Origin of the sequence: Photobacterium sp. CCB-ST2H9 (genome assembly GCF_023151555.2) — a bacterium.
Classification (GTDB): domain Bacteria; phylum Pseudomonadota; class Gammaproteobacteria; order Enterobacterales; family Vibrionaceae; genus Photobacterium.
In genome coordinates this window covers 185,719-198,485 of the sequence record NZ_CP100426.1, presented here as the reverse complement: position 1 = coordinate 198,485, position 12,767 = coordinate 185,719, and the positions used below count along the sequence as shown (strand labels likewise).

Annotated in this window: 15 protein-coding genes; 3 read left to right on the top strand and 12 right to left on the bottom strand. The window is 51.0% G+C overall.

Translation table 11 applies throughout. From position 1 onward, the window contains the following. Positions 1-127: 127 nt before the first annotated feature. Complete coding sequence (locus tag L4174_RS17440) at positions 128-1,027, top strand: LysR family transcriptional regulator (protein ID WP_248142639.1); 900 nt, start codon at positions 128-130, stop codon at positions 1,025-1,027. On the opposite strand, the gene L4174_RS17435 is transcribed toward L4174_RS17440, so the two are convergent. Further along, positions 996-1,559 (bottom strand): peptide-methionine (S)-S-oxide reductase, encoded by a 564-nt coding sequence (locus L4174_RS17435; RefSeq protein ID WP_248142640.1) that lies wholly within the window; start codon positions 1,557-1,559, stop codon positions 996-998. The genes L4174_RS17440 and L4174_RS17435 overlap by 32 nt on opposite strands. Before the next feature lie 228 nt (positions 1,560-1,787). Further along, positions 1,788-2,768, bottom strand: a complete 981-nt coding sequence (locus L4174_RS17430; protein WP_248142641.1) for a rhodanese-related sulfurtransferase — start codon at positions 2,766-2,768, stop codon at positions 1,788-1,790. A gap of 221 nt (positions 2,769-2,989) precedes the next feature. On the opposite strand from L4174_RS17430, the gene msrB reads away from it, so the two are divergent. Both msrB and def read left to right on the top strand, forming a co-directional pair. Continuing rightward, positions 2,990-3,436: a peptide-methionine (R)-S-oxide reductase MsrB gene (msrB, locus tag L4174_RS17425; RefSeq protein ID WP_248142642.1), complete on the top strand. Its 447-nt coding sequence runs from the start codon at positions 2,990-2,992 to the stop codon at positions 3,434-3,436. Positions 3,437-3,499: 63 nt separating this feature from the next. Next, complete coding sequence (gene def / locus L4174_RS17420; RefSeq protein WP_248142643.1) at positions 3,500-4,015, top strand: peptide deformylase; 516 nt, start codon at positions 3,500-3,502, stop codon at positions 4,013-4,015. Between the two features lie 45 nt (positions 4,016-4,060). Here the strand turns inward: def and L4174_RS17415 are convergent, their stop codons facing one another. From L4174_RS17415 to L4174_RS17370, 10 genes are all read right to left on the bottom strand, one after another. Further along, positions 4,061-4,630 carry an NADPH-dependent FMN reductase gene (locus L4174_RS17415; RefSeq protein ID WP_248142644.1) on the bottom strand — a complete coding sequence of 190 codons (570 nt, stop codon included), beginning with the start codon at positions 4,628-4,630 and terminating at the stop codon, positions 4,061-4,063. Next, positions 4,596-5,504, bottom strand: a complete 909-nt coding sequence (locus L4174_RS17410) for a DMT family transporter (RefSeq protein ID WP_248142645.1) — start codon at positions 5,502-5,504, stop codon at positions 4,596-4,598. The genes L4174_RS17415 and L4174_RS17410 overlap by 35 nt, the downstream gene beginning before the upstream one ends. A gap of 213 nt (positions 5,505-5,717) precedes the next feature. After that, a complete protein-coding gene (locus tag L4174_RS17405) occupies positions 5,718-7,037 on the bottom strand; it encodes a DUF2254 domain-containing protein (RefSeq protein WP_248142646.1) in 1,320 nt (439 codons plus the stop codon). A 138-nt stretch (positions 7,038-7,175) separates the two neighbouring features. Next, positions 7,176-7,664 (bottom strand): ASCH domain-containing protein, encoded by a 489-nt coding sequence (locus L4174_RS17400; RefSeq protein WP_371929437.1) that lies wholly within the window; start codon positions 7,662-7,664, stop codon positions 7,176-7,178. A gap of 97 nt (positions 7,665-7,761) precedes the next feature. Further along, positions 7,762-8,601, bottom strand: coding sequence for a patatin family protein (locus tag L4174_RS17395; RefSeq protein WP_248142648.1), 840 nt, complete (start codon positions 8,599-8,601; stop codon positions 7,762-7,764). Positions 8,602-8,745: 144 nt separating this feature from the next. Continuing rightward, positions 8,746-9,471: a cyclopropane-fatty-acyl-phospholipid synthase family protein gene (locus L4174_RS17390; RefSeq protein ID WP_248142649.1), complete on the bottom strand. Its 726-nt coding sequence runs from the start codon at positions 9,469-9,471 to the stop codon at positions 8,746-8,748. Between the two features lie 24 nt (positions 9,472-9,495). Then, positions 9,496-10,017, bottom strand: coding sequence for a GNAT family N-acetyltransferase (locus tag L4174_RS17385; RefSeq protein WP_248142650.1), 522 nt, complete (start codon positions 10,015-10,017; stop codon positions 9,496-9,498). A gap of 98 nt (positions 10,018-10,115) precedes the next feature. Next, the gene (locus L4174_RS17380) at positions 10,116-10,631 is read right to left on the bottom strand and encodes a hypothetical protein (protein ID WP_248142651.1); all 516 of its coding nucleotides are present in this window, start codon (positions 10,629-10,631) and stop codon (positions 10,116-10,118) included. Between the two features lie 104 nt (positions 10,632-10,735). After that, positions 10,736-11,773, bottom strand: coding sequence for a S66 peptidase family protein (locus tag L4174_RS17375; protein WP_248142652.1), 1,038 nt, complete (start codon positions 11,771-11,773; stop codon positions 10,736-10,738). 221 nt (positions 11,774-11,994) lie between these two features. After that, positions 11,995-12,750 (bottom strand): ABC transporter substrate-binding protein, encoded by a 756-nt coding sequence (locus L4174_RS17370; RefSeq protein WP_371929436.1) that lies wholly within the window; start codon positions 12,748-12,750, stop codon positions 11,995-11,997. Positions 12,751-12,767 lie beyond the last annotated feature (17 nt).

Sequence of the window (12,767 nt, the reverse complement as noted above, 5' to 3'; positions counted from 1 at the left end):
ATCCTCTTTCAGTTGCTCTGAACTCAGTATTTGAATGTCTGAACTCAGTCTATTAGTCATTCAGAAAGAGATAAATATGATAAAAATGATTACACTGTTTATCAAATACGAACAATAGGGATACACCATGGACCGACTCAGTGCCATGCGTGCCTTCATCCGCGTCGCTGAACTTGCCAGCTTCACCCGTGCGGCAGATGAACTGCATTTACCCAAAGCCAGTGTTTCCAACTATATCCGGCTGCTTGAAACGCAGTCTGGAACACGACTGCTTCATCGTACAACGCGCAAAGTCACTCTGACTCAGGACGGAAAGGTCTACTACGAACGGTGTCTCGACCTGTTGTCAGAGTTTGATGAACTGGACAGCCTGTTCCGTCAGACCGGGGAACAGCTTTCTGGCCGTATTCGGGTGGATATGCCGACGGGCACCGCCAAAAACGTGGTGATCCCGCATTTGCCAGATTTCCTGGCAAGTCATCCGGGCATCTCGCTGGAACTGAGCAGCACCGATCGCCGGGTTGATGTCATCAGAGAAGGCTTTGACTGCGTGTTACGTGCGGGAAAGCTCGAAGACTCTTCGCTCATCGCCCGAAAGCTGGGGGAAATGACCCTCATCACCTGCGCCAGCCCGGCTTATCTGAAAAAACATGGGATTCCCCGACAGGTCGGGGATCTCAGCCACCACCAGCTGATCCACTACCATCAGGTTATCGGCAGTGAGACGGACTGCTGGGAATATGAGGAAAACGGAATCACCCGGGAAGTCAGTATGAAAGGGGCTTTAACCGTGAACAATGCAGAGTCGTATACTGCCGCTTGTCTTGCCGGCATCGGTCTGATCCAGGTTCCCGCTATGGGCGTACGGCATCTGACAGAACAGGGCAGACTGGTTCAGGTACTTTCCCAGCACAGCTCTGCGCCGTTACCAGTCTATTTGCTTTACCCGCACCGCCGCCACATGGCGAAAAGGGTCCAGATTTTCATGGACTGGCTCAGTCAGTTGCTGACGAAGTATCTGGACTGACAGCCAGCTCAGAATCCGGATCAATCGTCGACTGCTGAATGACATCCCGTTTATTGCCATCAACATAGGCACCAAACTGTTTCAGCAAATAGTTCAGCTTGGGACTGATACGTGCCTGACAAAATGGCCGCTGCGGATTGCGGTAAAAGTAATCCTGCAGTGCCTGCCGCGAAGGTTCAAATGTGTCGATACGTAAAGCCTCCGTCAGAACATGCTGGTCAAATTCAGACTGAAGTGCTTTCAGGCAAATCTGCGAGGCGCGCTGCTGCTCAGGGCTGAACGCATAAATTGCGGAACGGTACCGGTGACGTAGCGCATGATCCGAGGTACAGCTATGGGTATGCAGATGAATTTGGATCAGGGTATACAGGTCGATACTTGCAGGCTCAAAACGGACCAGGATACCTTCTGACATCCCTTCCAGCCCCTGCGCAGACAACCAGCCCTGCTCCACCTCACGAACGCCCTTCAATGACCGGAAAATTGCCTCCGTGCACCAATGGCAACTTCCGCCTAAGCCGACTGATTCCATCCGACATCTCCTCCGCTGTTTAATCAGTTGGACCCACACGGCGGAAGAAAGGTTTCGTGCCCCGCCGGAAATTCAGCCATTCACCGGGCTGAACCGAGCTAGCCATTTGAAATTTCAGGCAGGCAGAGAACGCAGAACGAACAAAGACAGCAAACGCAGGCGAAAAAAATCCCCGGCCAGACTGACCAGGGATGTTCTTGTTTTCAGACGAAAGACAGTGACAGCGAATTAACGCTGTTCGCGTTGCTGCTTCTTCCGCTCAATCTTTTGCTGGCGGCGTGATTCGATGGTTTTCATCGCATCACCACCTACGTGCTCTTCACCACGCTCCTGAGCCAGCTGAACCTGCTTTTCACGCTCACGGAAACGGGCTTTCTGTTCTTCCGTATGTTTGTCAAAACACTTCGGACAACTCACACCTTGCTCGAAGTGTGCATTTTGCTTGTCCTGCTCAGTGATAGGCAGACGGCAGGCATTACACAGGTCATAAGAGCCTTTTTCAAGCTGGTGGTTCACGGTGACCCGGCCGTCAAAGACGTAGCACTCACCTTCCCACAGGCTTTCTTCAGCCGGCACTTCTTCCAGATACTTCAGAATACCGCCTTCCAGGTGGTAAACCTCTTCGAAGCCTTGCTCTTTCATATAGGCCGTTGATTTTTCACAACGGATCCCCCCAGTACAGAACATGGCAACTTTCTTGTGTTTGGCTGGGTCCATGTTCTCTTTCACGTAATCCGGAAACTCACGGAACGTTTCAGTTTTCGGGTTCACCGCATGCTTGAACGTGCCGACTTCAATCTCATAGTCATTGCGGGTATCGACCACAAATACTTCAGGATCAGCAATCAGGTCGTTCCAGTCTTGGGGTTTTACATAAGTGCCCACCACATGGCGCGGGTCAATCCCTTCAACACCCATGGTGACGATTTCTTTCTTCAGCTTCACTTTTGAACGATTGAATGGCTGATGTTCGTCAAAAGATTCTTTATAGACGATGTCTGCGAGACGGCCATCTGCTTTGAACCAGGCCAGCAGTGCATCAATGGCTTCACGCTTGGCGGCAACCGTACCATTGATCCCTTCTCTTGCCAGCAGCAGGGTTCCGCGGATTTCTTTTTCTTCCATCAGATTCTGCAGCGGCTGGCGCAGGGCTTCAAAATCTTCCAGTGCAACAAACTTGTACATTGCACAAACTACATATTGAGACATCGTTTTTCCTCAGTGCGGGCTGGATCGTAAATCCAGAGCATTGTGATAAGAGCTTAGATCATTGAGCGCGGCATTATAGCGAAGACTTCCGCCGTGAAACACACAGGAAAAACAAGGTTATTTTCAGCCCGGGGGCCGGTCTGTTCCAAATGAAACACAATGCTTGAAATTCCGGGCATTCCCCCCTATGAATAACCAAACCCTGTTATTCGGAGAACACCATGCTCACTTGGGAAAACGTCATTGAACATGCGGCAAAAGGTAATCTGCCCGCTGACCGCCGTGTTGAAAAAAGCGAGGAAGAATGGCGTCAGATGCTCAGCGAAGACGCGTATTATGTCACCCGCCTGAAAGGAACGGAGCGGCCATTTGGCTCAGAAATGTGTGAACTGTTTGAACCGGGTGAGTATGCCTGCGTCTGTTGCGGGAACATGCTGTTCGATGCCGGTGAAAAATTTGACTCTGGCTCAGGCTGGCCTTCCTTTACCCAACCCGTCAAAGCAAATGCCATCAGCTATCATCTGGACACGTCGCATGGGATGCAACGTATTGAGACAACCTGCTCTGTCTGCGATGCTCATCTGGGTCATGTTTTCCCTGACGGACCAGCCCCCAGCGGCTTAAGATATTGTATGAATGCCGTTGCGCTGAAAAAAGTCAGTGAGTAGCCGCTTGCAGTGACTGACCATTAGCGATATAACGCCCATATCAACACAAAAGGGAGACACAGGATGAAGATTGCACAGCTCGGAAATCCAATTTTACGCCAGCAGGCCAAAGCGTTAACTTCGGCTCAGTGGAAAGAATATGCTCCCTTTTTCAGCGAACTGCAGGACCTGATGCTGTCTCATCAGGGCGTGGGGATCGCAGCGCCTCAGGTCAGTGAATCCGTTCGTGCCTTTATTGTGGCTTCCTCGCCCAATGCACGCTATCCGCTCGCCCCCGCGATGGAACCCACCCTCATGCTGAATCCGGAAATTTACTGGATGAGTGAGGACATTGAAAAAGACTGGGAAGGTTGCCTGAGTATTCCGGGCATGCGGGCACTGGTGCCCCGCTCGACCACAATCAAAGTGGGATATGAGCAACTGGACGGCCAGAAAATACAATGTGAATTGACCGGTTTCATTGCCCGGATCTTCCAGCATGAATTTGACCACCTCAATGGCATTGTCTTTCTGGACCGTGCTGACTCTCAGGATTATGCCACGGAATCAGAGTTCAGAAGACAGCTCGGACTCAACTGAAAAAAGCGGCAACAGCCGCTTTTTCTCAATTTCATCTTCTTCTCTTTATCGGTTCAGATGGGCCACGAACCTTCTGAGTTGCGTCTGAAGCAGTTCTGCCTGACGGTTATCTGTCAGTTCACCCTGCCCGTTGAAGGCCTGATTCGCAGCTGGAATCGCCAGCTGATCCGGCATCACCATCACCCCGATATTGCTCAACAGCATGCGCAACATCACCAGCCCCCGGATTCCCCCCAGTGAACCCGGCGACGTACTGAGCAGATAAGCCGTTTTCGAATGATAGGCTGCCAGTGCCGGCACATCCCCATCCGGGCGGGAAAGCCAGTCGATGGTATTTTTCAGTAACGGAGAAAAACTGCCGTTATATTCCGGTGATGCAATACATATTCCGTTGTGTGCCATCAAAATGTCCCGAAGCGCTTTGACTGTCCCAGGAATCCCCTCAGCAGACTCCAGATCGCCGTCATAGAGTGGCATCGGATAATCTGCTAAATCAATCAGCGTCACCTCAGCATCCATTTCAGCGGCCATCCGGTATGCCTGTCTGGCCAGTTGCTGATTCAGTGAGCCCTTTCGGCTGCTACCGGACAGAAACAGAATTTTTGCTTTGCTCATTCAGATCAATTCCTTCTTGATGATTCATTTCATGGTTCATTTTCCGGCCCTTGCCGGACGTTTTTTTCATCAGCAACAGTGCGACCAGAATCAAGCCAATCCCTGCCCATTGCAAAAGCCCTAAACTTTCACCGACCAGACCGATTCCCAGCATGACGGCAGTAACCGGATTCACCAGTGAGAGCATCGACATCACATTCGGACCCAGTATTTTCACGGAGCGGACCCAAGCCCAGTATCCAAATGCGGTATTCAGCAAAACCAGCCATAACAGTCCGGGGAGCGCGTCTACAGACAAAGCCACCGGTGCGCCAGCAACAAACCAGGCGAAAGGAATGAGCATGATGCCTCCCAGCACAAGCTGCCATGCAGCAAAACTCAAGGCGTCATTGACTGGCCATCGCTTCATCCAGATAGCCGACTGAGCCACCAGTGCCGTCCCGGCTAAGGCTGCGAGGGTCCCAATCGGGTCCAGATCAGCAGACGGATTCAGTAACAATCCCACCCCAATCAGACCCACCACTGCCAGCAAAACAGAACGGGGATCAGGTTTTTTTCCCTCCCCAACCCACTGTAACAACATCAGCTGCAGTGGCATTGTGGCGCCCAAAGTACCGGCCACCGAGCCTGGCAGGCGATAGGCTGCAATAAAAAGCAGAACAAAAAAAGCAGCAATATTGCAAAAGCTCAGGAGTGTCATGCGGCCCCAGTTGAGTGGCGGCAGCTTCGGACGAAGCATGAGCAGGACTAAACCTGCAGGCAATGCACGCCAGACAGCCACCCAATAAGGTGACATATCCTGCAGAAACAGACCGACAGCGGCATAGGTACTGCCCCACAGCATTGGAACGGATAGCGCAATCAGATAATTCATTTCCCTTCCCTCAGGTGACTTTCAAGAAAATATCTTTCCTGAAAGGTAATATAGCGGCACACATGCTCTTTATCAAGTATCTTTTTGGAAAGATATATAGTTCAAGTTTATCCTCTCAGGCTACTTTCTACCTCACCACGAACAACAAGCTCATCCGGGAAACTTTCACTTCCCGGTCAACGCTGACGAATCAAGCAATAAAGATGTCAGCCTTCAGCCAAGCTGACGCAATTCATCTTTCAGGGCCTGATATCGCTGCTCCACATCAGCGATATCTTCAGCTTCGGAGAGACTTTCCCGGCGTGTCTGGACAATCATATCCGCCTGACGCAGAACAGCTTCTTGCTGTTCAGCTGTCCGGCAGTGACTGGCAATCCGGGACAGACCTTCCAGCAAACGGATAGACACAGCAACATCGGTCTGACTGTGCTGTCTGATTTGATCAAAAGACGCATTCAGCATACCGGAATAATCCAGTGGCTGTTCCACCAGCTGCAGCCGCCCGTCATCGCGATACCAGCTGACAGGATGAAAAGCACGCCCGGTCAGCGTGCAGAGCACAGCACTTAACCGATCGATACAGGTCATCGCGGTAAAGGGATCATTTATCCCCGGTGATAACGCCCGGACGGCGACTTCCACCAGTTGATGGATGGCAAATTCCGGATCCTGTTCCGGCGTTCTGAGTTTGCCGATGATGAAACACGACTGCAGCTCCGAATCCAGCGACTCGTCCAGTTCCGTATCCGACAACACGACAGCCAGTGAACTGCCTTTGATCACAAAACTTCCGGCACGATGACTCAGGGCAATCTGACAGTCCAGCTGTTCAGACAAACGGCGCAGTGATGCTCTGTCCACCGCCTGTAAATAACCTTCATGATTAGCCGGGACGATCCGGTGAAACAGACCGGTCAACGGTTGGCCTGTTGTCTGATCACGTGCCGGGTGCGCACCCAGTTCATCCGGGAAAAACTGTGCGATATGCTGATTCAGTTCTTCATAAACACCATTCACTACATGATCCGCCTGAATTGATGTCGCGACATGATGGATGAAAAAAATCAGAACCCCCACATTCAGCAAAGCCAGCAACAGTGAGATGTTGACCGCCAGCCGGGGAACAAAGGCATTATCGTGATTACTGGTGACGCTGCTCAGGACCAGCAGGCAATAGATGAAGGTCGCAATAAAAGTACCCAGCACATACTGATTCCCGGGATCGCGCATAAAGTTCCTCAACAGTCTGGGACCAAACTGAGAAGACGCCAGTGTCAGGGCAACAATGGTGATCGAAAACGCTACCCCGGCGACAGTCACCATGGAACCGGCGATCGTTGACAGCACACTCCGGGCACCTTCTGCCCCGCCGGTAAAACCAATATCGGGAAAAGCAAAAGGAAATTGAGTCAGTTGGTGATCCAGCGTCACAGCAATGCGGGCCAAACCGACAGCGATCACCAGAAGCATCGCCGGAACAAACCAAAAGCTGTTTCGGATTGTTTCCCAGCGATTGAGCCAGTATGTTTTCATGTCCCGCTCTGCCATCACTGAATCGTCAATGAGATTAAAGATAGCAGAGCAGGCGCTCAAGTCCCTGAAATCAGGTCAGATGACAACAAGACAAATGAAAAATGGCAAGAGAAATGCCTCAATTCATTTTCATCGCATTCAGGCTGCCGCTTTCGCCCAAACGGTCTTGAACCGTTCCAGCACCAGAGGGATCTCTTCCGACATCTCGATGCCCAAAGCTTCACATTCTGTACTGAAAAACTGCCAGTGCGCCTTCCGCCACCAGCTTAATGACTGATCGCCCTCGCCTTCTGCGGCCGCAAAGTCAGCGGTGACATCTTTAAACCTGGCTTCTGACACTGAGGTAACCTGAGTAATTGCGACCGGCTCTCCATCCCAGTTCGTCACCACAAGTAAATGGCCTGTCTGAGGCATCGGCTCAGGGCCCTGTTCATCTCCGGTGAGGTACCAGTATTTCATACTGCACGTCGCTTGTTTCTGACCCATCCGAACCAGTTCGGCACAGATGTCGGCATTTTCTTTATCCGCACAAAAATAATCAGCACTCACACTTGGGATCAGCGGAATCTGAGCCTCCGGCAATGACACCAGATAAGCGGACAGACATTCCGCTGCCTGCGGTGTCAGGCTGAATTGCTGAGCCAGCGTTGCCGGTGCAAAATTTTCAAAAATCATTGTCTTCCCTGTTGATTCAACGCCTTCACTTCATTGAAGCCAGATAAACTCAGGCAGATTCCACCACAGCCGTTGCTGCCAGCCCCATCTGATAACCAGCATCCAGCCGCTTCTTATCTGTTGTGATTCGCCCGACATCAAATTCTGCAGGCGGAGCGATCACCCGGATTTTACAATCAGCCGGCGGGTTCTCGATAAAATCAATGGCCTGATTATAACTTTCAGCACGATTCATCATTGCGTGAGCCAGATGCGGCGTATCAGCCAGCATGCGACGCACCAGCCAGGAGGCCTTACTGGCTTTCTTTCTGTATCCTAAAGGACGTGACAGGATCACGGTAATCTCCCGGGCTCCCATCTCATAGGCTTTCATGACCGGAATCGAATCAGCCACTCCGCCATCGGTCATGGCAATACCATTCAGTTCAGGAAAATCCCGATAGGCAACCGGCACCGAACAAGACGCCTTTAGGAGCTGCTCCAGATTTCCCGCAGTTCCCCGGGTATAAACCGCTTCACCCGTTGTGACTTGAGTGGTCACCACATATAACGGGACAGGCTGTGCCGCGAACGCATCCAGATCCAAACGAATTTCGTTGATGGTAATCTTCCACAGCCAGTCCAGATCCAGCCAGTGCCCGCCCCGAACGAACCTGCGCAGACTGATAAATTCAGGTCGGCAGGAATAGTCGGTAATCACCCGATAATTACGTCCATGCTGGTTTGCCAGCCACGCAGCCAGATTCGTTGAACCGGCTGAAACACCAATGCAGAAATCAAACGGCCGGTAACCTTTTTCCAGAAACCCATCCAGCACGCCCGTCGCAAATATTCCGCGCATCGCACCACCTTCGACCACCAGAGCGCGTTTCGTGCCTTTGTGTTCCATGACAGTCTCCTTATCACCGTTTTCACTTCACGTTCGATAAAGCCACTTCCTATATCGAAACGATGAAGACCGCCTCACGGCGGCCATCTCATTACATTCAGTTCAAAATGCAGCATATCCAACGTCTGGCAGGTTGCTCACGCCTCATCTTTCATCCTGAACTTTGAACATCAGGTAAAAACCAAAACCCATCGTTTCACGGCCATAGCGATGGTAATAAGTATTCCACGCTCTCACCGCATCACGCTTTTTCATTGCTTCTTTATCTTCCGGATTGGCCATGGCAGCACGCTCTGCTTTTACACGAAAACTGCCTTCGAAATGATCCCATTCATCCTGATTACTGGTGGCAGTATAGGCCACGATGAAACCGTGAGACTCTGCCACTTCAACATTACCCTGATGGCTGTGATAAATGCCCACGGGCTCACCAATAAAGTCCAGATAAGCCTGAGCTGGTGTTTGTTTCCAGTAGCCTTCACCGACAAGAAGCTGACCATGGGGTTTCAGCCAGCGTTGCATTTGAGTCAATGCTTCCGGGTAAGCTGCCTGACCTGATGCAAACGCATAGACAGCCCCCAAACAAATAATGACGTCGAACTCAGCGCCAAACTGACGCTGGTTCACATCTGCAACTTCAAAACGAACACGCTCAGTCAGGCCCAACTGAGTTGCTTTGACGGCTGCCGCCTCAATATTTTCACCGGAAATATCTACCCCGAGACATTGGGCCCCTGTCGCCTGACTCAAACGGAGCAGAAATTCACCATCACCACATCCGATATCAAGCACTTTACTGTCTGGCGTGAGGTTTAAAATATGAATCAGGCGCTCGGCCTTTTCTAAGCTGTAAGGGTTATTAAATAACATCCAATGTCCTTCCCAAAAATTACATCAACCAGAAACTGGTTTAAGCGGAGTGTCGAGCGTCAGCTGATAAAAATCCAAATCCAGCCAACGGTCAAATTTATAGGCTGCCTGCTTGATGGTACCTGAATATTCAAAGCCTAATTTCTTGTGTAAAGCAATACTGCCTGTATTCGAGGCGTCAATGCCGCCAACCATGACATGATAATTCTGTGCCCGGGCAGATTGGATTAACGCTTCCATCAGCATTTTGCCTAATCCTTTCCCCTGATGTTCCGGATGAATATAAACCGAGTGTTCAACAGAATATTTAAAAGCTGCCCAGGCCCTGAATGTACCGTAGCTGGCAAATCCCATGAGTGCACCGGTTTCATTTTCTATTCCGATCACCGGAAATTCATTTGCTGTTTTAGTCGCAAACCAAGTCTGAATGACTTCCATGGAGCGAGGCTGATATTCATATAAAGCCGTGGTATTACAAATCGCATCGTTGAAAATTGCCTGAATGGCTGCGCCGTGTCTTTCAAAAGTACAGTGAACGAATTGCATCTTCCCTCCTGATGCTCACACAATCTGTCACATTCGCACACTGTATCACTAAGGCGCCGCCTGAGGATCGAAAACATTTCACTCAACCCGCGTGTTTATCAGTCCGTTCCTAAATATTTTGCTGCCAGCAGAAACAACAGCGCGATTGCAATTAACCAGGCGGAGAAAACAATCTCATGATATGCCTTTTTCAGCAGCGCATTTTTCTGCTGATTGTTCTGATTCAGCTTTTGCCAGACGGAGTAACACCGAACGATTGCCAGATGTGCATTCTGATTCGCACCCTGCTGTTTCATATCTTCAAGCCAGGTTTCCGGCAATTCAACACCGTAGGCGTCGGATGGCCGAAGCAGACGAAAAAGGAGACTCCAGGCGGATATCAGCCCCACATAAGTCAGCAAAACGAAGATGCCGGCCAACCAGCCAATCGCATGTTGTGGTGGCAGAAAGAGTGAGGATGCCATGAAAACCAGAATGGTGAAGCCCGCAATCACAGCAGAGTGCAACGCCAGCAGATGTGCCGCTTTCTCATCCAGGTGACGGGCATAGCCTTGCTCATCTGACAGCGCTGAACGCACATGCTGATACAGCACTGCCGTATTGTCATCTCTCATAACTCAGTACTTATCCGAAGCGATTGCGGTCGCCGAGACGCATTTCCTGAGAGTATAGACGTTCTGGCAAGCCAATTCGTATCAATCACTTGCCACAGTATGAGTTACCTGAATGTTTGAATGACCTGCCCCTTTCCGTCAGACAGCATCACTTCGGCGTACGCCCCATTCACCAGCGGCAAGTTCGGTGCCACATGTCCAATATCCGTATCCGTCAAGATCGGCACCGGTAAATCCCCCAGCACTTTGGCAATGACCTGGGCGTGTGAAATCGCTTTATCATGCGCCTGAGCCAGACCGTCCCGTCCAAACAGCACGCCGTCAACCGCATCAAAGACGCCATTGAATTTCATGGATAACAACAACCGGGCCATCGCCGTCGGGGACAATTCACCATTTTCCAGAAACAGGATCAGTCCGTCATGAGCATACGCTGATTTCATCTGTTGGATATCCAGATAAGACGTGCCTGACAGCAGACCGAATGTATCCAGGCATCCGCCGATCAAGCGCCCGGAGAATTGCACCGCCCCTGCAGTCTGTCCTGACGACAATACCTGCCATTGTGTCGGTTGGGTCAGTGACAGTGTCGCGTCTGGCACCTTCGAATAATCTGGTGCGGCGGCCTCATAGTAATCTGACTGAGTTAAGGTAAGGGATTCTCCTGCAGGTAAGCCCAGCAACGAAAAAACCGCACTATTCAGCACGTCATCCTGCGTCGGATGAAGCTGCATCAGATTAGCACTGTGCAAACTGGCCCAGCCGCACCGGGCCGTCAGTACTGCAGAAATGGTGCTGATATCTGAAAATCCGACGAGCCATTTGGGTTTGGCGTGTCGCAGCAGATCCCAGTCCAGCAGCGGCAGAATCTCCATCGCCAGTTCCCCGCCCCAGGGCGGAAAAATCGCATCGACCCGGTCATCCAGTAAAAAGTTCATGAACTCATTCGCACGGACTGCTGCAGGCGCACTGACATGCTCGTCACTGTCACGCAGGCATTGCCCCTCCAGCACTTTAAACCCGCGGTCCCGCAGGCCCTGAATCACCAAATCCAAACGTTCATGACAAGCTGCCGGAACACCCGCGGAGAATGCTGTCACCGCAACCGTACTGCCGGGTTGCAATGGAGATGGGTAATGCATGAGACCTCACAAAACAATATGAAACAGAGGGGGCAACACTACGACATCAAAAAAATAAATCAAGCAGATTCAACGCTGAGTACGAACAGCTCAGATAAAGACAATGGCAAGTTTTCCGGACACTGCGCTGTGTGAACAGCAGTGAAGCACAGAAAGCAGAAACGCCGGTCATCTGACCCGCGTTTCTGCTCCGGTATGAAAAAGACAATCAACCTGATCGATTATTCGCCATAAATGTCGAATTTAAAGTATTTGCCGGCAATCCGATCATAGGTTCCGTTCTCACGAATCGTCTGAATCGCTTTGTTAAATTTCTCGGCCAGCTGTTTATCGGTTTTCCGTAATGCCAGTGCCGTCCCTTCACCGATGTAAGCTTTATCCGTCACAGCGGCGCCCACAAATTCAAAGCCTTTCCCTTGCTCCTTATCCAGAAACGCCAGTGCCAACTGATCGGAATTACCAAAAGCGGCATCCAACCGGCCCGACGCCAGATCTAAATAGACTTCATCCTGTCCGGTATATCGCTGAATTTTCGCAACATCGCCGTACATATCAGTCACGTAACGATCGTGAATCGTCCCTAACTGAACCCCGATCCGCTTCCCGTCCAGCCCGGTTTTATCAATACTGAGTGCCGCATCTTGTCGGGCCACAAAACGGGCAGGTGTCTGGTAATACTTGTCGGTAAACAGGACGCGCTTTTTACGCTCTTCCGTAATGCGCATTGAAGCCATGATGGCATCTGATTTACGGGCCAGTAATGAAGGAATCAATCCATCCCAGCTTTGTGACACCCACACACATTCCAGCTGCGCTTCCTGACACAGTGCATCCGCGATTTCGATATCAAACCCTTTCGGTGTACCTTGCTCGTCTTTGTAGTTAAATGGCGGATAAGTAAAGTCAGATGCCAGACGCACGGGTCTGTCTGCTGCCTGAACATTGCTGATCAGCGCTGTCGCCAGGATCAGGCCCATTCCCAGTTGTTTTTTCA

Coding starts and splice junctions, on each gene's coding strand:
- L4174_RS17430 (WP_248142641.1), bottom strand. CDS start 2,768: ATGTCTCAATATGTAGTTTGTGCAATGTACAAGTTTGTTGCACTGGAA.
- msrB (WP_248142642.1), top strand. CDS start 2,990: ATGCTCACTTGGGAAAACGTCATTGAACATGCGGCAAAAGGTAATCTG.
- L4174_RS17385 (WP_248142650.1), bottom strand. CDS start 10,017: ATGCAATTCGTTCACTGTACTTTTGAAAGACACGGCGCAGCCATTCAG.
- L4174_RS17405 (WP_248142646.1), bottom strand. CDS start 7,037: ATGAAAACATACTGGCTCAATCGCTGGGAAACAATCCGAAACAGCTTT.
- L4174_RS17440 (WP_248142639.1), top strand. CDS start 128: ATGGACCGACTCAGTGCCATGCGTGCCTTCATCCGCGTCGCTGAACTT.
- L4174_RS17395 (WP_248142648.1), bottom strand. CDS start 8,601: ATGGAACACAAAGGCACGAAACGCGCTCTGGTGGTCGAAGGTGGTGCG.
- L4174_RS17390 (WP_248142649.1), bottom strand. CDS start 9,471: ATGTTATTTAATAACCCTTACAGCTTAGAAAAGGCCGAGCGCCTGATT.
- L4174_RS17415 (WP_248142644.1), bottom strand. CDS start 4,630: ATGAGCAAAGCAAAAATTCTGTTTCTGTCCGGTAGCAGCCGAAAGGGC.
- def (WP_248142643.1), top strand. CDS start 3,500: ATGAAGATTGCACAGCTCGGAAATCCAATTTTACGCCAGCAGGCCAAA.
- L4174_RS17370 (WP_371929436.1), bottom strand. CDS start 12,750: ATGGGCCTGATCCTGGCGACAGCGCTGATCAGCAATGTTCAGGCAGCA.
- L4174_RS17375 (WP_248142652.1), bottom strand. CDS start 11,773: ATGCATTACCCATCTCCATTGCAACCCGGCAGTACGGTTGCGGTGACA.
- L4174_RS17380 (WP_248142651.1), bottom strand. CDS start 10,631: ATGAGAGATGACAATACGGCAGTGCTGTATCAGCATGTGCGTTCAGCG.
- L4174_RS17410 (WP_248142645.1), bottom strand. CDS start 5,504: ATGAATTATCTGATTGCGCTATCCGTTCCAATGCTGTGGGGCAGTACC.
- L4174_RS17435 (WP_248142640.1), bottom strand. CDS start 1,559: ATGGAATCAGTCGGCTTAGGCGGAAGTTGCCATTGGTGCACGGAGGCA.